20 protein-coding genes are annotated in these 18,357 nt (G+C 44.0%); all 20 read right to left on the minus strand.

The features are described 5' to 3' along the window. Nucleotides 1-14: 14 nt before the first annotated feature. The 20 genes from BUA79_RS01135 to BUA79_RS01230 all read right to left on the minus strand — a co-directional run bounded on the left by BUA79_RS01135 (nt 15) and on the right by BUA79_RS01230 (nt 18,347). Complete coding sequence (locus BUA79_RS01135; RefSeq protein ID WP_207647304.1) at nt 15-2,381, minus strand: phosphoadenosine phosphosulfate reductase domain-containing protein; 2,367 nt, start codon at nt 2,379-2,381, stop codon at nt 15-17. Continuing rightward, nucleotides 2,347-4,368, minus strand: coding sequence for a hypothetical protein (locus BUA79_RS01140; protein ID WP_073992529.1), 2,022 nt, complete (start codon nt 4,366-4,368; stop codon nt 2,347-2,349). Before BUA79_RS01140 ends, BUA79_RS01135 begins: the two co-directional genes overlap by 35 nt. Before the next feature lie 944 nt (nt 4,369-5,312). Then, nucleotides 5,313-5,579 carry a hypothetical protein gene (locus tag BUA79_RS01145; protein WP_073992530.1) on the minus strand — a complete coding sequence of 89 codons (267 nt, stop codon included), beginning with the start codon at nt 5,577-5,579 and terminating at the stop codon, nt 5,313-5,315. A 15-nt stretch (nt 5,580-5,594) separates the two neighbouring features. After that, complete coding sequence (locus BUA79_RS01150) at nt 5,595-7,400, minus strand: hypothetical protein (protein WP_073992531.1); 1,806 nt, start codon at nt 7,398-7,400, stop codon at nt 5,595-5,597. Nucleotides 7,401-7,410: 10 nt separating this feature from the next. Beyond that, nucleotides 7,411-8,409, minus strand: coding sequence for an N-acetylmuramoyl-L-alanine amidase (locus BUA79_RS01155; RefSeq protein WP_073992532.1), 999 nt, complete (start codon nt 8,407-8,409; stop codon nt 7,411-7,413). 11 nt (nt 8,410-8,420) lie between these two features. Continuing rightward, nucleotides 8,421-8,609, minus strand: a complete 189-nt coding sequence (locus tag BUA79_RS01160) for a phage holin family protein (protein ID WP_073992533.1) — start codon at nt 8,607-8,609, stop codon at nt 8,421-8,423. A gap of 2 nt (nt 8,610-8,611) precedes the next feature. Continuing rightward, a complete protein-coding gene (locus tag BUA79_RS01165) occupies nt 8,612-9,043 on the minus strand; it encodes a phage holin family protein (protein WP_073992534.1) in 432 nt (143 codons plus the stop codon). 10 nt (nt 9,044-9,053) lie between these two features. Next, entirely contained in the window at nt 9,054-9,881 is an 828-nt protein-coding gene (locus BUA79_RS01170) for a hypothetical protein (RefSeq protein WP_073992535.1), read from the minus strand. Further along, complete coding sequence (locus tag BUA79_RS01175; RefSeq protein ID WP_073992536.1) at nt 9,882-10,853, minus strand: Gp37-like protein; 972 nt, start codon at nt 10,851-10,853, stop codon at nt 9,882-9,884. Beyond that, the gene (locus tag BUA79_RS01180; RefSeq protein WP_073992537.1) at nt 10,841-11,683 is read right to left on the minus strand and encodes a phage tail family protein; all 843 of its coding nucleotides are present in this window, start codon (nt 11,681-11,683) and stop codon (nt 10,841-10,843) included. Before BUA79_RS01180 ends, BUA79_RS01175 begins: the two co-directional genes overlap by 13 nt. Beyond that, entirely contained in the window at nt 11,680-13,482 is a 1,803-nt protein-coding gene (locus tag BUA79_RS01185) for a tape measure protein (RefSeq protein ID WP_073992538.1), read from the minus strand. Before BUA79_RS01185 ends, BUA79_RS01180 begins: the two co-directional genes overlap by 4 nt. A 46-nt stretch (nt 13,483-13,528) precedes the next feature. Further along, a complete protein-coding gene (locus BUA79_RS01190; RefSeq protein ID WP_073992539.1) occupies nt 13,529-14,146 on the minus strand; it encodes a bacteriophage Gp15 family protein in 618 nt (205 codons plus the stop codon). Next, nucleotides 14,146-14,451, minus strand: coding sequence for a DUF6673 family protein (locus BUA79_RS01195; RefSeq protein WP_073992540.1), 306 nt, complete (start codon nt 14,449-14,451; stop codon nt 14,146-14,148). The genes BUA79_RS01190 and BUA79_RS01195 overlap by 1 nt, the downstream gene beginning before the upstream one ends. Nucleotides 14,452-14,474: 23 nt before the next feature. After that, entirely contained in the window at nt 14,475-14,975 is a 501-nt protein-coding gene (locus BUA79_RS01200; RefSeq protein WP_073992541.1) for a phage tail tube protein, read from the minus strand. A gap of 18 nt (nt 14,976-14,993) precedes the next feature. Further along, nucleotides 14,994-15,425 (minus strand): hypothetical protein, encoded by a 432-nt coding sequence (locus BUA79_RS01205; RefSeq protein WP_073992542.1) that lies wholly within the window; start codon nt 15,423-15,425, stop codon nt 14,994-14,996. A 1-nt stretch (nt 15,426) separates the two neighbouring features. Beyond that, nucleotides 15,427-15,852 (minus strand): minor capsid protein, encoded by a 426-nt coding sequence (locus BUA79_RS01210; protein ID WP_073992543.1) that lies wholly within the window; start codon nt 15,850-15,852, stop codon nt 15,427-15,429. 1 nt (nt 15,853) lies between these two features. Continuing rightward, nucleotides 15,854-16,273 (minus strand): DUF6751 family protein, encoded by a 420-nt coding sequence (locus BUA79_RS12325; RefSeq protein WP_073992544.1) that lies wholly within the window; start codon nt 16,271-16,273, stop codon nt 15,854-15,856. Nucleotide 16,274: 1 nt separating this feature from the next. Beyond that, nucleotides 16,275-16,637 (minus strand): head-tail connector protein, encoded by a 363-nt coding sequence (locus BUA79_RS01220; RefSeq protein WP_073992545.1) that lies wholly within the window; start codon nt 16,635-16,637, stop codon nt 16,275-16,277. An 18-nt stretch (nt 16,638-16,655) separates the two neighbouring features. Further along, nucleotides 16,656-17,768 (minus strand): hypothetical protein, encoded by a 1,113-nt coding sequence (locus BUA79_RS01225; RefSeq protein ID WP_073992546.1) that lies wholly within the window; start codon nt 17,766-17,768, stop codon nt 16,656-16,658. Nucleotides 17,769-17,789: 21 nt separating this feature from the next. Beyond that, entirely contained in the window at nt 17,790-18,347 is a 558-nt protein-coding gene (locus BUA79_RS01230) for a hypothetical protein (RefSeq protein ID WP_073992547.1), read from the minus strand. Between the last annotated feature and the right edge of the window lie 10 nt (nt 18,348-18,357).

The raw sequence follows: 18,357 nt of genomic DNA on the forward strand, positions 1-18,357 counted from the left end.
TAATATTATCTCCTTTACCCTACGATTAAATCGAGTACGTCGATTGCTTTTTTTTCTGGTACAAGCATTATATTGTCAAGATCTTGAACAAATGCTACGCGGATAAATTCCGAATAATGCAGTGCGATGTCTTGCACAATTGCCTTGAAGTTGTTTGGGTTCAATCCAAAGATTGATACTGGGTCAACACCTTTTGCTTCGGCATTACCGCGAGCATTGTCAAGTTGCGTCAGCGTGAATGTGTACCTCCCAGTTTCTTCGGCAAACTTATATAGCGCGTAGAGGACAGAAATCGCTTCTGGCGTATCCCAACCTTGCTTAATAAACTTGAAGCTCGTGCCGTCTGGAATCGGGATGCCTTGTTTGAGCGCAGTGCCAATTGGTGAATGTCGAAATGTTTCGAGCAGAGCAGTCACTGCATTGTCGCGTGTTGACGGTGAATAGTCGTCACCAAGCATGAACACCAATTCTGCCTTGTCGTATGTTTCTCCTGGTTGCGCGTATAGCATATACCACTTTGCAATTACTGAGCTATACGCAAGATTTGTCCAAATTATCGACCATACAAGTGGATTACCTGATCCAAGAGGAAGTAATCGTTCACATAGAGGGGTAAGAATCCCCGATTTGTCACCCTTGCTTGACGGTGAAAGTAGCCCGGCTTCCCTTACCCAGACACGGAGTGCATCGTACTGGCGGTTGCCAAGATGTTTCATTGAAAAGCAATCCGTGCCGTACTCAAAGAAATGCTCTAGCCACGGACGTCGAAATCCAAAATGTTGATAGCGATTCATACCTTTAAGATTCATGCCGAACCCTCCTGTTGTGTGTAGAGATTTTGCCGCCAAGCAGCCTTTTGTTCCCGTAAATTCGATGCAATTCGCACAATGTATGCATAGCTCCTCACGAATGAGGATTGTGTTATCTTCGCTTATCTCAAATGCTCCTGTCGGACACTGCACAACACATGCTTTACAACCAACACAATAAGCAACTTTATTTGCAACCCCTCGTAAATGGCTAATAATAAACCTATTCATTGAAGAGTAAGGGGAATAGGTTATTGTATCGTCGTCAATAGAAAATTTGTAGCTTTGATGGTCCATCAACTGAGTGTACGTATTCCCTTTTTTTTCGACAATTTCACCAAGTAGTTTGCTAACTTCCAACCATTTGCTCATCTGGCGAGAAAATCGGAAAATAATTTTATCTCCATCTATTACTTCAGTGACGCGATTCCCTCCATCTTTTAACCCACGGCCACCCATGCGTCCTTTCCATCCACCTTCTTCTATGTATTTTCTTTGTTCTTTTGCTGTCTTTGTGTTATTAGCATAATCCTCTACCTTGTTTAACAAAGTGGCAAGTTCATCTGGATAGGCATCATTGGCGATTCCATCCCACCAAGCTGAAGACATAGGACATATTTTGCAGCCCACACGGAATAAACCAATTCTATAAGCATCATTAAAAAGAATCTTGTTTTTTAATAAATACAGATAAATTTCGGCTGTACCCCATTCCAAGATGGGACTGCAGTTAACCTGACTTATATTTTTTACTCCTTCGCCGATTGCTTCATACATCGATCGAGCAGCACTTTCTTCCTTCCGAACACCGTCAAAAACCACAGCCCTTGCATCATGATCTCCAGTTATCTCTCTAAGCTTGATTATTGTAGGTACTGACTTATGTACCGAACAGCACCAGCGCAACCTACGCCCAGGAGGACCGAATGCATCCCAACTTTCATCTGGTGACATATGACTTGCTGCTTCATAAAAACGTAGTTTGCCCCAATGTTTCATCGAACGCTTAACAGACTCAAGGGTTGCATTTAATTCCATGCCCGTATTGCTGAAGATAACAACAAACTCGTCAGGACGTAGCGCTTTCGCCACAAGGTCAAGAAGAACGAGGCTGTCTTTACCTCCTGAAAAGGCGACAACGAACTTCAATCCCAACGCGGCATACTCATCATAAACGCGACGAATGAACCCAACTGCGGTTTCTTCAAGACCTCTCATCAGGCTCTCATTTGTTTTCCAGAGGGAGGCTATGTTAATTGCTTTTAACTTTAACCCATCTTTCTTAACATTTATAGTTGGCTTAGAATAGAAGCTGCCACCTATAGCTTCGGCGACAACTTCTCCGTTTAATATATATCGCCTGATACCTTCTGCCCACAGTAGAGGGGCGTCAGTCTTTGGATATTCCCAATGAGCATCGAGCCCAAAGTTGTCAAGCTCCTCCTTAAATACAGGACGGATTTCTTTAATTACCTTAGCATCCGGAACGAGGAGGTATATTCCATTCTTTTTAGTCCACTTATAACCGTACATATTTCTATCGCTCCAATATCTTAACCGTTCTGTTTTCATCTGTGAAAGCAAAGCGGTAGTCTTTTAATGCTTTATGCAAATTATAAATCAGTTCATTGCCCTCTAGCATACCTGCATTACGCAATATAATCCGAAGGTCTTCAGTTAGCATCCTCTTGGATAGCAAATCTTTCTCAAAACAATAACGATGAATTACATCCGCAAACGATGTTATTTCTGATTTTGCATTCACAATTGCTGCACCTAACGTGTCAAGTGCTTGCCCGTCAAGGCCCGAGAAGATTATTCGATAACCAATATTCCTATGCAAACGTAACATTTCTTGCAAGAGTATTGCCGTCCAAGGAATATCACCCTTAATTGTTGGCAAGGACGAAAACCATTCTTCAGTAATATCGCGTAAAATAATGTATGGAACCTTTTCTCCAGCAAAGAGTCGATCTAAAGCCTTTGTTACCGCAACACACCGTTCGCTTGTCAAATCAATGGTTTCCGTAAGGATAAATGTTCTACTTGCGTAAAACAAAAGCAATCCTTGGCGGATAATTGTTGCGTTAATAGGTGAACCTTGCTTGATTTGGGCAAAATAATCGTCGATTTGTTCCCGGGTAATTGTTCCTCCGTAATGACGTGTGAGGTTTATAATAACCCCGACATAACTTTGTGGATAGTTCGGCACAGTTTTCCAGATATGTGGGTTGTTTAGCACATACTCGTCCGAAAAGGCCTGTCGCATAAATCTCCAAAGGTCATCGGCGTCATTAATGGCATTATCATTTAAGAACATCGAAAGTGCATCTTGAGCTGCGTTCCAAAGAATACCGATGTTGCTGTACCCGTAAAGTGTTTGAAAGTGGGCCTCAAGAATTTGTTGAATGCCTGATTTACCCTCATCCAAATCAATGATACAATCAAGTGGGGAAGGAGAAATACTCTTAGCATCAGGTTGTTCATGTATATACTCACAAGCTTTACTTTCAACCTTCTGAAATTCAGAGGCATAAAACCGTTCAAACGCAGATAATGAAGCCGTGAACTGATTATGTCGTGAACTATTTGCACCACGAAAGCTACTGTCATTGTTAAGTAATACAATATACTTTCTAATCACTTCTAATGTGCCGTGAGAATCATTGGCCGATTTTTGAGCTAACTCCGAATAGTTTCGGAATATCTGCTTCACGGCTCTACGGTAGTTTTGAGCAGTTTTTTTTGCATAATTCTCATACTCCAGCCATTCTTGAAATCTTTTTTCCACGCTTTCATTCCAAATGTTAACAATGCCCATTTTAAGGAAATCACTTTCAGAAGAGGTCTCAACAAAATGATAATTGTGCTCTGAAGTGTCCTGGTATGGTTCCAGTTCCACCAAGCTATAAATTCTTTTATCGTCGTCATTTCGCTCAATGCAAAAACATGGAATAGGGTCTTTGTTTGAGTATCCGGAATTTTCACAAGCATATTCAATAGTTGTACGAACAACTTTAACGGGATTCTGTGCTCCGAAAGTATGTAGGTTTTGCTTAATTATGCTGCTGTAAATTTCTTCAACTGTCATTGCGCGTTCTTCAGCTTCCAACACCTTTATTATAGCATCTTTTATGGTCATTCGCGCAGTTAGGTTCTCATCATTTGCTGAGATAACCCCACTTATCTTTCGATGAAAGACGGGTTTTGATTTCAAGAACTTTAGGTATAACTGACCATCTCGAAAAAACGCGGAGCAAGTTTTCCTATCCAGAATCCTGAAAAACTTGTTATCCATTGCTTTTTTATAAATATCTTCAAAAGCAGAGTGCTTTGTTATTTCCCATAAAGGGGCGTAGGAAATTTTCCTACGGAGCAATTGCTCGGAAGCATTGTCCAAAGAACGAATTATGTTGTCAAGGTCGCCCTGCTTAATTTTTCTGCTGGACAGCCAAGCAAAAAATGCAGACTTAACCATTATGAAATCATAATAACCAGGTAGGTCATCACTTTTCACTTCATCATTAGAATCCAATTTCACTTCAAGTTCAGTTTCCATTATTCTTGCCTCCTTCTGTGATAATACTTTGAAATATTATTCTCGTTTATGTCAGAAGTTACTCTCAATCTTAATCCTCTCACTTATCTCGGTTGCTTTGAACTTCCACTGCAGCCCAACCTTGAGACATCAACTCAAAATTTGTATTAATTATATTCCAATTTATTCATATTAACAACATAAAGTTTGCAAATTCATACAATTGTCACTGTAATGGGTCTGTTTTAATACAAATACTATTCGGGCATTTATCCTGTCGGCAGGGGTTTCTTCAAGCATATAATTGTCATTTCTCTCAACAAACCATCTTCCAATTTTTGTACTATTAATTAGGGAAAATATCCGGTATTTCGCTGATTATAGAACCTCTCTTATCTAGCCTCCTCTCTTCAGTATGCTTTGATACTGCCTCAGGAAGTCTCTCGAATAAAATGAAGCTGTCGTCATCCTTCAAAAAATAGCAGCTTCTGATCTCTATATAAATTCGTATACTTCATCTTCTCAAAAATGCTTTATATTATTTCATGGCGCTCACCCGGGCGACCATATGACGTCCACTAACGTCTCGTTGATTCCACTTAAATCCAGTAACTTTTCATTTTTAGACAAAAAAATAAGCACCTACCCCAAGGCTCTTCCGTCCCCAAAGCTGGTACTTACAATGCGCCTCCAGGGGATCGAACCCTGCACACCCTGATTAAGAGTCAGGTGCTTCAACCTCTACGATACCGATAGAATATAGCTTGTAGGATTTTTTGACTAAACTTTGACTAAACATACTTGTATTAACGTGTGAAAGTGTGGTCGATTCCAATCAAAAATAACCCCTCCGAAGAGGGGCGTTTCCTACTGTTCCAAAGCTATCCGTACTAACTCTCTATACTTCTCTGGCACTTGCTCAATTGTAATGTGCCCCATCTGAATCTGCATTACTAGAAAGTCTATCATAATACTACCCCCATCATTTCCAAGAGTGCTGATTCTACTGCTTGCAACCGTTCCATATCGGATGGTATTGTGGTTACACTTGACTTGATTGCTTCTATTTCCTCAACTGTTAATCCCTCCGCCCATGTTTCTGTTATAAAATCCCATTTCGGATGGTAGAAACCTTGTGCCGGTTCTACATCTAATCCAATTTCTGTTAATTCGTCAAACGTGAAATCATCACGGATGAATAAGTTTGTTTGTTTGTCTATTACGCGTGTCATTTAATTCTCCTCTCATCATGATAATCTAATTGTTACATTGTCAAAACTAACCCTTGTAGTTCCAGCTCCCTTTATTCGCACCAACACTGAGCTGTCGGAATTAACATATATGACTCCAAAACTAAGAGTGCTCACAACTAATGAATATTTATTTTTAGATGGCACATAATTAGCTTGCAAATTAAATGCAATTGTATTTTCTGCTCCACCAGTTATACCACCCTTAAATTCTAATTCGCCAAATGAGTTCTTGCGATAACCAAATGTTCCATCTGCACTGCCAACGTCAACCCACCCATTCAACAATGTCGGAGTAATCCATGCTTCTTGTACCTTACTCGCCTTATCGTTATACATCTGCCTGCTTGTCAACAATGGATTCACTGTACCGTCAAACCAACTGTTCGGATAGTTTGCCATGATTGCATCCATTTCAGCCAGGGATGGTTCGTTTCCAGCACCGAATGTGGCTGTTAGGTCAATGGCTAATACATATTTAACCTCAGCGACTTTATCTAGTGCAATTGCTAACTCTGCATATTGGTGACCAATTCCAACTTGAAATACCCCAGCTTGGTTTGTAATAACACTTACCGAATTAAAAGTATACCATTGATTGGCAACGGGAGAACTCTGTCCGTTAATAATTGCCGTGCCACCAGTTGAACCAACTAATCGAGGATAAAGTAATAGACAGGATTCATTTGTTACTCGTGCCATTATTTTAGTGTAAACTTTTTTGCCCGTAACACAGTCAATGCTTGTGTTATTAAATGCACGAACATAATAATCTGCGCCTGTGCCTTTAATTGACATAGTATTATTGCTTGCAGATAATGATGCACCCAAATATGGAGTCCATCCCGTAGTCCCATTACTAAAATCCCCATTCGTAACTAAATTAGTAGCTGGGAAATTTAACTTTGTACCAGCATAAACCAACGCATCCCCCACCTCATCAGTAGGATAAAATGAGTTTGTGTCGGTGAATGGGATAATATCTCCACTATAATCACCCTTTAACGCAATAGGTAGCCAATAAGTCGCATTAGTAGGAAGATTACCTGTGCTTGCCAAAATACAGACGTAGGACGAGCCGTTGTAAGCCACTTTATTATTGACTACATAGGCTTTTACTGCGGAATAGGTTTCAAATACGTTTCGGGCGTTTTCGTTTGAAATTCGGACTGATTCATTCGCATTTCTCCCAGCCTCTCCGTCCACAATATCGTTATATACTCCGAGAGCATTATCCTCAGAAGTCTTTGCGTGTTGTTCCGAAGTCAAAGCATTCTGTTCCGATAACAAGGCATTGGCGGCACTTGTGGATGCATTCGTTGCGCTCGTTTCCGCATTACTCTCAGCCAACTCCGCACCCGTCTGGGCGGTTTCGCAAGCGGATTGGACTGTGGCGAGGCTATCGACTGCAGCCGTAACTTCCGCGATCAGCGCCGTAACGATGTCCGGTGCGCCGGTAGCCGGAGTAGTGCCTTTAAGCCCTGTGCCGACTGCCCATTTAAGCATCGGCGCCGGGTCTACTGTATCACCCTCGCGGACAATCAGCTGGATATAGTTTATCGCCGGTTTCAAGTAATTGGAATAAACCGGAAGCTGCACCTTTCCGTCCACTACACTCAGGACAGCCGATTCCACTTCTGCCGGATTAAACCGGGCGGTCACGGTCTTTCCGGTCAGGTCGTATGGGGCCGTGCCGTCTGTGGTGATTAATACGGAAAGTGTCACGATGCCCGAAGTCGTATCAAATGCCTGGTCGGTAATCGGTACAGTAATGAGTTTTTTGCTCATATCTAATGTTATCATGTGTGCCCTCCTATGCTATCCGTATCTGTAATTTGTCAATCTGTCTGCCGAAGATCCCGGCATAATCCGATAAATCAGCCACCCACGGAAGATAGTCGGTTGAGCCTATCAGCGACACCCGGTACTGTACGCTATATCCCGGCAAGTTATTCAATGCCATCTGTACACCGTCAATATTTCTGCCCCATACTCCGGCAAAGTCTGTCCGGTCATTTACAAATGGAAGCCAGCCGCCGCCTATTGTATGGACACGATACCGGATAGAGCCTTTCGATAACGATGCCATGATGCCTTGAATCGCTCTGTTTTCTATTCCGGCATAATCTGAATCGTTTACAACATTCGGAAGCCATGCGCCCCTTGAATTGCCCACCTGATAGGTAACATCGATACCCGGCTTGACAACTGCCGGAGTAGGTGCTGGCGCAACTACCGGAGTAGCAACTACCGGCTCATTATTGACTGTTTCAGCCACTAATCCGAAATAGGCTATCAGAGTATCAGCCACACCTTTTGCGTATGCTCTTTGCCCTGCTTCCGTGACGATATAATCCATGTCGGCTGAATCCATGAAGCCACCCTCAAATAAGATTGTTGGGAAATTGCAGATTGTTGTCATGTAAAGCAATCCATATTTAACGCCACGATTACGGAGGCCGGTACTTGCAGACACCTTTTCCGTCATTAATTTAGCAATGGCGATGGAGTCCGCTCTGGCTCCGTTTCTAACCCATGACTCAATGCCTAATCCTCCACCGGCGTTATGATGTATTGACACGGAAGCAATCGGATTGAGTGCTTTAATCTTTGCCATCCTGGTAGCCAGGGGAACGTCTGTATTCCCGGTAATATCATCCACCCGGACAACCGTTACACCGCAGGCGGTCAGGATTTCCGTAATGTAATTGCATACCTTATTATTGAGTTCCCATTCGTGGATGCCGGATAAAGTTATCTTGCCGGCGGTCTTTAAACCGTGGCCCGCATCTAAACAAATTATTTTGCTCATATTATTTCCCCCTATAACTGCTCTGCATCGGTCGGATTATTAACCACTCCGAGAATTGTCAGTATCTGAAGCAATAACGCCCCGACTTGTTGAATCTGGTCGCCCACTCCGATATCAATTACACCGACTAATACTAAAATCGACACTACCTGTGCTATGATTGCTACCCATAATACTTTTGACTTCCATCTGTTCTGCATATTTATTCCTCCGATTTCTTTATCAATATATCGATTGCATTTCGTAACGGAGCCGGTACTTTCAATCCCATCAGCCCAGCGTTTTCTATTATGGAAATACCCTCGTTTGCTATGTAGCCGATAATGACGGCGTTCCTTATAAAATCCGTTCCGGTTAATCTGTCCATCTGGGCTCCAACCAGAACAATGACAAGGGCCATGCCTTTACGACACAACCCCTTTGCACCGGCTTTGGATTCCAGCCCGCCATTTTTAGTTTTGTTGGACTTCTTAAACACCCCCGCCACAACTAACCCGGTAATATAGTCTGCCGCCATAAATAATATTAAAGTTTGTAGCGCCATGTCCCATCCTCCAAGTAAGTTTGCTGCAATGCTGCCGATCACGCCGATAAGGGCTAATATTTCCGGTTTGACTGTCGTTATTTTATCCATAGTCGCCCCCTTAGTCCGTGGTCTTGGTGTAACGTAGGGTTACATAACCACTGTATGAGCTTCGGTTCTGCGCTGTCATAATCGTTATGTTTGTCGCATTCACGGCAACTTCCGTCACGAAGGTCGTGTTCACTGTGACTGATGGCAATGGAAGATATGTTGTTCCGTCTGTCATGTATGAGTTTTCTGCCGCGATCATGCAGATTCCCATGTTTGCGATCCCATGCGCAACATTCTTAGTCGTAGCATTTGGCATAACACCACATGATATGGTTTTTTCATACAGGGGCTTTCCGTTAATCCATTTGCCAACAATGTGCTCTGTGGTGGAGGCGTTTACCATATCATTAATGCTCGGCTCCAAACTAAACATCTGCTCAACCGCCGTAATGGATAGGCCGGCAATCTTGACACGGAATAAAGCCATCTCTCTGAGCGCGGCTTCTTGCCATAAGTTGCCGGTTGTCAGCGCTGGATCCGCAGCAGTTCCGCTCGTGGCTGTACCTTTGACAATATCTATTTCAAAAGTATCAATCCCGCCTGAAGTGGAGAGCCTCGCCACAATCAAATCGTTTCGGTTGTATCCGGTCGTTCCATTCTCAACGGCAACATCCTCGTATTCTCCGTATGGAATACGACCGAAGTGACCGCCATTCACCAGCAGGCCATCGGAAAGCCGTACTAAGTTATTGCTGACGATTGTAGCTGCCAATTTGCTTCCGATATTTAGCACGCAATCGCCTCCAAGCAATCCACTGTATAGCCCGGCATCGTCCTCTGCCAAGATATGTGCTGCATCTTCTGCAGCCGTATTTATCGTTATCGCTTTAAACCCCATTTAATCACCCACCTTGAATTCAATTTTTTCAGTGTTCCCACTGATTTTCAGTATCTTCTGTTTTATTGGCTTAACCATGGAAAGCCCGGTTATTCGTTCCCGGCCTCCGACTAAATCCCCGATATTTGCGCTGATTTCTCCGATTGTCATTTGAAGCGACTGGTAATTAAGCAATTCTGCAAAGCGATCTAGACCAGCTTCTGTTAGGGAGGCCATATCTTCCGCATTGGGATAATCAAATACCGCCACTCTCTCAGCTAGTCCGGAATAATATTTTAGGGAGCCAATTGTTCCGTCTGCTTGTAGATATAAATGGACAACTTCCCGGGCTGTCAGCTCTCCGGAGCCTAGGCAGATTAGATGATTGATTCCGCATCGATAATCCCGCGTCAAGAAGTCAATCTGATGGTCCTGACTATATTCCAATGTGTCAGAATAGTCCATGATGGCCACGGCCCCGAGATGGACCAGCATATCCGTTACATCAAAGTAGATATTCAGCCGGGCCCCCACGGATGCAAGCATCTTTTCCAGCCCAGCCAGCATGGTTGTGTATCGGTCAAACTGATAATTTACGGTAAAGCCACTTAATTCCGTATCGGCAATGATTAATCCATCAAATACGGACCCGATCAGCGAAGCCATAACCGTGTTCGCATCCCCTGATACTGTTTTATAAGCAATACCGGCTGGCGGTTCAATGATTTTCTGGACCAATAACCCGCGCCATGTGTAGCCTTTTAATTTGATTGTGTTGTCCTGCGTATTAACCTTGATATCTTCAATGATTCCGCCGTATTCCGTGCCATTTGCGTATAGCAGATAGCCATATGTATACGAATTCAAGCCCCAGTCATCCAGGTCGAGTGTGAGCTCAAAATCATTTGTGTTCCCCAGGTCGATATCCAACGTCTTTGACATATTGAGATAACCAAGCTCCACCTTTTTATCTGTCGCGATTATAAAATCCATTTCGGCTCACTCCTTTCCTCGTATATCGTTATGTCAATCGCGAAATCCCCGGCCCATGACACAGAATTAACGCCCGGAAGCACCCTTGCAAAGTTGTCATAAGATTTATTCCGATAATTAAATAGATTGACTTGTCCGCCGGTGCCCTGCGTTTTAATAATCGTCCGCGCTGCCGTGTCAATAGTCAGGTATTCGCCGGCATTTAATACGGTATTCACGGAATAAGTATTGTTTCCAATAATCACACTGGGATTTGTAATCGGGCCATACATGACAATCCGCGCATCCGAAGCGGCAAAGTGTCCATTGGTTAGGGTTTTAAGTGTCAGCCCATTCGCATACCTTTGTGCGTACTTGCCCGCGTACCGTTTATTATCGGAAGATATGACGCTCTGGATGGGTAAATTATTACTATTCTCTGTTTTCCAGAATGGATATTCGGAAATCATGCTTACCGTACAATCAAGAAACGCCTCATCCTTCTCCCAGTCTTTTTTGCTGGACTGGATAAGATAGCAGGTCATATACTGATCGCCGATATATAACTTGCCCGGCAGCAGGTTTAATACATCCACTTCCGTATATGCATGAAAGTTGTTTAAAGCCTCATAAAAGGCTTCTTTTGATATAGCCAATACACTGAGGGTCAAGTCCTTTTTCTTCATCCCTCGCTTGAATTTCGTTATCCTGCCACCCATTCCGAGGTCTATACTGTCATATTCCCATTCATACTCAAAAAAATCACCCGTCTGCAGATAATAGGGCGATTCCATAAGGTCGATTCTTTGGTTTAAATGATTGATGTAATAAATGTCCTGAATGGTAATCACCCCCTAGCTACATCGGCAATAACGCGGCCAAATTCCCGGCCATCAACTTTGATTCCCATCCCGCTGATTGCATTCGCCATTACTGTGCCTAATTTGTTATAGTCCATCGAGTTACTACTGCTTGACGTTGCCGCCATTGTCGTTCCAATTCCGTACACTGCGCCCACACTTCCGACATCAGACTGGATTCCGTTTACCAGTTTACCCATGCTTCCGCGTATTTTACCGCCGAGATCAGGCGCGTTATCTTCTACACCTACGCCGATACCCAACATTAAGTTTTTACCTATCAAGTCACGCATGAGTGTAGAAGGGGAATGGATGCCGAGGAAATCTTTTACAATGTCTACCGCACCGCCCAGGGCTTCCGTAAATGACTTGCCCAGTCCTTTTGCGGCCGCAACAAACCCATCCTTGATTCCGGTCAAGATATCTCCGCCGATTTTTGCCCAGTCTGTCTGCGCAAGAGCATCCACGATTGCAATAACTATATCCGGGATGGCCGCTATAAGTTGCGGAATGGCCTCTGAAAGGCCCTGAATCAGCATGACGATAATATCTATACCCATTCCTATGATTAGCGGCAGGTTGTCCACTATTGCATTGACAATACTAATTATAATAGTTGGAATTTGCTCTACTAACTGCGGCAAGGCATTCATTATTCCGTTCGCCAGCCCCATCAATACGCCCATTCCGGTCTGTATCATCCAGGGGATATTTGATGATAATTGATTGCAAAATTCCAATATTAATGAAAGCGCCATGGCAAATAATTGTGGTGCCATCTGCGCAATTCCGGTAACAAGAGCGCGCAGCATTCCGAATCCGGCCGTTATTAGTTGAGGGATGTTTTCTGTCAATCCCTGCAGTATCGTATTAATAACCAGCATCGCCATATCGATGACCATGGGGATATTTTCCGTAATACCCGTCAGGACATCGGTCAGCATAGTACTGCCAGCTTCAATTAATCCCTCCGCGCCGCCCGTTTTAAATGCTTCTGTTAATTTCGCCACTGCATCAATTGCAGCAGGTAAAATACTGCCCGTAAGTCCCGCCTGAATTCCCTCAGTCAGAGACCCGACTAATTGGAGTGCATTATCTTTCAATGTGGATAGCTTACCCGCGAATGTTTCGGACTGTGCCGCCATGGACCCAAAGTATTTACCACCTGCAGCCGTGCTTCTCTCCATGGATGCCGTTATTTCATCAACCGATATCGTTCCCTCGCTAATCCGGTCATACAGACTGGCCATACTCTCGCCGGTTGATTGCGATATTTCCATAAGTGGATTATATCCGGATTCAATCATTTGCTTGATATCTTCTAATGATACCTTGCCCGCACTGGACATCTGACCGTAAGCCGTCGCGATCCGCGTCATCTTCTCGGAGCTGCCCTGGCTAATATCGCCCAACATCATCATCTGTTCGATAGCACCATCAGCCGTGAAGCCGTAATTCATTAATAATTGTGTGGTGTCTGCTAAATCCGTTAATTCAAACGGAGTAGATGCCCCTAATTCCTTCAATTTGTCAATAACTTCCGTGGCCTTTTCAGCGCTTCCAGTCATTACGGCAAAGGATGTTTCATACGTTTCAATTTGACTGTTATATTTAACACCTATAACCGCACCGGCACCCATTGCGGCGGCTACTGCGGCTACTGCGGCGGCGGCGGCTGTCAATCCGGCAGAAGCTAGCCCTGCGGCCTTTCCTCCGGTATCGTTCAACCCCTTCTTTAAGCCGGAATCATCCAGTTCGGTACCAATCTTTATTGTTCCATCACTGGCCATTTTGTTTCATCACCTGCCTTATATATGGAATAAGGGATGCCCGCAATTAAGCAGACACCCCCTTGAATCTTTTCTGGACATAATCAAGCATCATCCGGTCACGTTTCGCCAGTGCCAGCTTGCTGTCCACTTTTATTTCACTATCAATGGCATATTGTTTTTTCATATCGGAATAGAATTTCTTTTGTGCTTTGCTCATGCCGGCCGTGTCGATAGAGCGATACCCCATGATTTTACAAAGTTTATGTTCTTCGGATAATCCATCAAACATGGCTTTAAACTTCCACCAGTGTAGGTCATTGCCCGGTATCTGGTTTAAATCAATGCCGTACTGGGTTAGGAAGGCGGCATAAAAAAAAGCGGCGTCCTGCTCAAAGTCATAACACCGCCGCACCGTCTTCTTCGTGGGCTTGTCTGCGCTGTTTTCCGCCTCATTTCCGCATCTGTAAAACCATAACAGGGTTTCTATCGCCTCCGGGATATCGTGCGGAATATCGCCCTTAAAAAAGATATTCAAGGCATTGGCCGTCTTCTCCTGTTCCGTAAGTTTCCGGTCAAAGATACACATTTCAATCAATATAAATGCCCTAAATCCATATTCAACCGGATACCCCGCATCCTTAACCATGACACTCTCCGGCAAGGCATCAATTAAGATATTCATTACCTTAACCGTTTAGGGTTATATTTGGCGGAAATCGTGTCTTTTTGGCGCTTTACTTCGTCGAGTAGCTGATAATAACAGTCCTGCGCCTTTGTGTAGCTCGTTACTCCATCCAACACCTTAACCCCAGTCGCATCTTCAAAGAAATCCGCAAGCATTTTGACGGAACCCTTGATAAAGGCCGAACCTTTCAGTTCAGACAGCCCCTTCTCGGTTTCTCCCATCTTATCAATTGCCTGCTCAAACTTCTCCATGTGCAGATAATCTGTCGAATCAAATTCAAACTCTATGCCATTGATGTTCATATATTATTTCTCCTTAATTGTTGTTAAGCTGCAGCATATGTGTAAGCTACTGGTTCTGCACCTACTTTTTTCAGTTCAATGTCGATGGATGAGCTTTCTCCGGACTTTCCAGCACTATCCGAATTGACAATAATGGTAATCTGTCCTTTTTCGCCTTTTCCGGTCAGGATGTTAAAATAAACATAATTGGTAATGGCGGCCTGTCCGGTTGCGCCAACTGTTCCGATAAGGAAGTCCTGTGCGTCGTCTCCGATATACCTATCCCCTGTCAACTTGAAACTTCTCTGCGATCCAGTCTTTAATGTGCTCTTTCCGTCACGAATAAACTGTTTTTCTACGGTAACTGGATTCATTTGTGCATCTAATCCCTCAACACCCATCTGTACCACTCCATAAGCCGTAACGGCAGTAGGTGTGACGGCGTCCGGCGCTAAATCAATCGCAAATACATAATCATCATTAGTCACCCAGCCCTCAAACGCGGCGTCAGGTGTAATGCCTGTCATTAGTGTGCTTAATACCATGTGTCAATACCCCTCTTTCTATTTTGCTTCGTAATATGTTACTTTACACTGCAGCATATACTGTGCTACGGTGCCTGATTCATCTATCCCGGATAAATTAGGCATATTCTGCATGGATTCAATTCTTGTCACATTGCAGGACGTGCCGAAGTCCGGGTAGTTCTTTGCTTTGTTCTGTTCGTCAATCCAGTCCTGGAAGCCTTGCGCCATTTCCATAGCCAGCATATTGACATCGTCGTTATCTACCGAATATGGCTTCTGGATTAATATGGCGAAACCGTATTCCCGGATCGCGCCGCTCAAATATCTTTTGATATCCTTATTGGCGTATTGCGTAAGAAATGAAATACTCTCCACCTCTGGACGCCCGACATTGAAATCAAGGACCCGCCCGGCAATAGTGGTAACGTGGTCCTGCAGATACGTCTGCATGGCTTCATGCTTACTCATATCACACCTTCTTCTTGATGTAGTTCTGTATAGCCGTTTCTAAATCCTTACCGCGCGCTGACTTCATGGCTTTATCCCAGTGAGATGTCGCTAATGGATGGCGAAATTTACTGTATTGGAGATTCTTACCGGTCACAATCTTTGATTCGTTCTTGTTGGCCCAGGCACTTCCGCTTGTTACGCCAACCATGACTTTGCCATAATACTGGAATCGGGCATATGGCCCCGGATATTCAATAATCCCCTTGCCACCATCAACATAAGCCTTTGCTCCCCTGGACATAACCAGAGAATCCGCAGGAGTATATGGCTCCATGAGTTTTTTTGCCTCACTTGCCATAAATAACTGCGTTTTGTCGCCTCCGGTTGTAAAATTGGAAATAGTGCTTATCGGTTTATTCCACGAAAATGATGTTTTTATCCCCATACTACACACCATTAACCCGGTAATGCCCGCCCACCATCCGTGAGTTGTCGCTAAATGATTTGATACGGAAGGCATCCGGTTTATATTTAGTCAATAAGTTGGTTGCCGTGTTTGGGCTGGTGGCGGTCACGGTGTCCGATACCTCCCCGAGAACTATAATGTCATCCACCCCAAGAGTAAAATGCCCCGCCTTGTCGTCCATAGCTTCCCACGATTCCCGGTTGGCATAATTACCACTTTCCGGGATCCGCAGGATGTAGCTGCTTGCCATGGTTAAAATGTTGGAGCCTGTTACCGTTTGGACTATGGAAGATTTATAAAATACATTATGGAGCACCGTTCTAAACCACGTTTCCGTGCTGTTTAAAGCCTTATAGCGGTTGTAAATCGTTACCGTATCGATATAACTAGGATTAGGCATATTAAAACCCCCTATAGAGCAGATTCGTGTCGTAAAGATATTCTATCATTACGGCTTCAATCCGGGAATTCACGGCATCTTCAGTCATTTCTGCATCGTTGAATGTTCCGCTTTCCCCATCATTACTGTACGACTTCAAAATCATGCCACTTGCACCTTTTAGCGATTCATACTGATAAAGGATATCTGCTATTTCGCAGGCGCATAGCTTCACGCTTTCCGCATAGCTGGCAGTTATGATAATGTTGCCCAGTGTCCGCATATTCAGCCGATTTTCAGCCTTGCGTGCCCACTTTGAAAAGACGGCTTCGGGAATGGAGCCGCCGTATGTCGTAAAATAATACTCATAATCAATAAATGCCATTCCCTACTACCCCCTTAATTAAGATAATTTGATATCAGCAGTTGCAAGGGTTACATAACCAACTTTTACGGCCAGACCGGTGCTTGCATCAAACTCAACAACTTCGATGATGTCGCCTACTGCGCAAGTTCCGATTGTTTTAGCTGCACCGGAGGTCATTGCTGTGCCGGCATAAGTTGCTGTAGCCAGTCCGTAAGTTACTCTGGTAGCTGGATTCTTTTTGTATGCCAGAGTGTTGGAACCTTCTGCGGTTACTGTCAGTTTTGTATCGCCTACTGCCACTGTACCGATTGCTACAGTAATAGCAATGGAGCCGGGGCTGTATACCGCACGGATAGCTGCGCTTCTCAATACCTTGTGTCCATAAACATCACGGCCCTGTACTGCGGATGCGCCGATAAATGTACCGGAACCGGAAAGGTCCTGGATGTGTACTGGTACGGCAAATTCCTCTGCTCTGGTAGCAAAACGAGGATGGCCAGCGATCATGGAAAGGTTTGCGGTTGTATCGTTCCATTCGATTACATTGAAGTTAGCGATCTTGCCAACTACACCGGATTCTTTTACTTCATCGCCAAGAGAAGATGCAGAAATGAACTCAGGGCTTTTCAGGACAAGCGCCATGGAATCAGGAGTTACAAGCAGATATCTCTTGCCATCATTAGGGATGTTTGCCTTGCTCATGGCTGTGCGGATATCCACGATTTTTCCGTAAATATTGGTGTTGTCGAGTGCAGATTCATTCACTACGGTTGCGCCTGCCACAAGAGTGGTTGCTCCGTCTGTATCAATCTGAGCGGCAAGGGAATAACCAGCGGAATCAAGACGATCTGCAACTAAATTATCAGGTACGCTTGCTGCATCGTATCCGTCGATAATCTCATTAACTGCTTTGTCTTTGTTGATAACGAGTGTTTCGTAAGACGTAGAACCGGCAGCGCCCGTGATTCCGGCTGCTTTATCATAATCCGATACAGCAACTTCGGTATCTCTTACCGGGATTTTTACGGAACCGGCAGCAGGGCTACCCTCATAATCATTGTTGAATACAACTCCATCTTTCAATACGAGTTCTTTTCTTACTTTTGCCTTTACCATTTTGGAATATCTTTCCTGTGCTGTATGTGCCATTTTTATTACCTCTCTCTATTCTTATAATTTTATGCCGGGATTACGCTTTAAAAACGCTTCCTCGACTGGGTCAACTTTGTTTGATTTGCCTTTTTGACGCTCACCCCAAGAACCTTTACTGCCTTCCGATTCTTCATCGTCACTGTCTGCCTTATAACCTTTTTGGAATACTGGAAACTTCTTGACTACCTTTTCGATAGCTTCATCCATGTCCGTATCCTCATCAACATAGGCTTTCGCCAGGGCAATGGCTTCTTTGGTGTACTCTTTGGCGATATCGTGGTCATAGCACAATACCTTTTCTTCGAGTGCGGTCAGCTTCTTGTTTTCTTCGGTGCCTTTGTCTGCAGGTTTGTCCTCTGGCTTATCGGATTCCGGTTTCTTCTCTGCCTTTTTCTTCTCGCGTGCCAGCCTGTCCCTTACGGCCTTATCGATATCTGCCTGTGTAAACTTCTTTTCCGACTGTTCATCTTCCTGATCGCCGTCATCAGTACCCCCGGCGCCCTCGCCGTCTTTGTTGTCCGTGTCTTCTGCAAAAAACTGTAACTTATACTTCATTAACTGATTCATTTCTTTCATGTGATTCCTC

Source organism: Parasporobacterium paucivorans DSM 15970 (assembly GCF_900141895.1).
GTDB lineage: Bacteria > Bacillota > Clostridia > Lachnospirales > Lachnospiraceae > Parasporobacterium > Parasporobacterium paucivorans.

What these genes read in the sequence shown, in the direction of transcription:
- BUA79_RS01210 (WP_073992543.1), bottom strand. Translation starts at nt 15,852, where the DNA reads ATGGGGATAAAAACATCATTTTCGTGGAATAAACCGATAAGCACTATT.
- BUA79_RS01190 (WP_073992539.1), bottom strand. Translation starts at nt 14,146, where the DNA reads ATGAATATCTTAATTGATGCCTTGCCGGAGAGTGTCATGGTTAAGGAT.
- BUA79_RS01195 (WP_073992540.1), bottom strand. Translation starts at nt 14,451, where the DNA reads ATGAACATCAATGGCATAGAGTTTGAATTTGATTCGACAGATTATCTG.
- BUA79_RS01175 (WP_073992536.1), bottom strand. Translation starts at nt 10,853, where the DNA reads ATGGATTTTATAATCGCGACAGATAAAAAGGTGGAGCTTGGTTATCTC.
- BUA79_RS01225 (WP_073992546.1), bottom strand. Translation starts at nt 17,768, where the DNA reads ATGGCACATACAGCACAGGAAAGATATTCCAAAATGGTAAAGGCAAAA.
- BUA79_RS12325 (WP_073992544.1), bottom strand. Translation starts at nt 16,273, where the DNA reads ATGCCTAATCCTAGTTATATCGATACGGTAACGATTTACAACCGCTAT.
- BUA79_RS01140 (WP_073992529.1), bottom strand. Translation starts at nt 4,368, where the DNA reads ATGGAAACTGAACTTGAAGTGAAATTGGATTCTAATGATGAAGTGAAA.
- BUA79_RS01170 (WP_073992535.1), bottom strand. Translation starts at nt 9,881, where the DNA reads ATGGGGTTTAAAGCGATAACGATAAATACGGCTGCAGAAGATGCAGCA.
- BUA79_RS01160 (WP_073992533.1), bottom strand. Translation starts at nt 8,609, where the DNA reads ATGCAGAACAGATGGAAGTCAAAAGTATTATGGGTAGCAATCATAGCA.
- BUA79_RS01135 (WP_207647304.1), bottom strand. Translation starts at nt 2,381, where the DNA reads ATGAAAACAGAACGGTTAAGATATTGGAGCGATAGAAATATGTACGGT.
- BUA79_RS01145 (WP_073992530.1), bottom strand. Translation starts at nt 5,579, where the DNA reads ATGACACGCGTAATAGACAAACAAACAAACTTATTCATCCGTGATGAT.
- BUA79_RS01150 (WP_073992531.1), bottom strand. Translation starts at nt 7,400, where the DNA reads ATGATAACATTAGATATGAGCAAAAAACTCATTACTGTACCGATTACC.
- BUA79_RS01185 (WP_073992538.1), bottom strand. Translation starts at nt 13,482, where the DNA reads ATGGCCAGTGATGGAACAATAAAGATTGGTACCGAACTGGATGATTCC.
- BUA79_RS01200 (WP_073992541.1), bottom strand. Translation starts at nt 14,975, where the DNA reads ATGGTATTAAGCACACTAATGACAGGCATTACACCTGACGCCGCGTTT.
- BUA79_RS01230 (WP_073992547.1), bottom strand. Translation starts at nt 18,347, where the DNA reads ATGAAAGAAATGAATCAGTTAATGAAGTATAAGTTACAGTTTTTTGCA.
- BUA79_RS01165 (WP_073992534.1), bottom strand. Translation starts at nt 9,043, where the DNA reads ATGGATAAAATAACGACAGTCAAACCGGAAATATTAGCCCTTATCGGC.
- BUA79_RS01155 (WP_073992532.1), bottom strand. Translation starts at nt 8,409, where the DNA reads ATGAGCAAAATAATTTGTTTAGATGCGGGCCACGGTTTAAAGACCGCC.
- BUA79_RS01220 (WP_073992545.1), bottom strand. Translation starts at nt 16,637, where the DNA reads ATGGCATTTATTGATTATGAGTATTATTTTACGACATACGGCGGCTCC.
- BUA79_RS01205 (WP_073992542.1), bottom strand. Translation starts at nt 15,425, where the DNA reads ATGAGTAAGCATGAAGCCATGCAGACGTATCTGCAGGACCACGTTACC.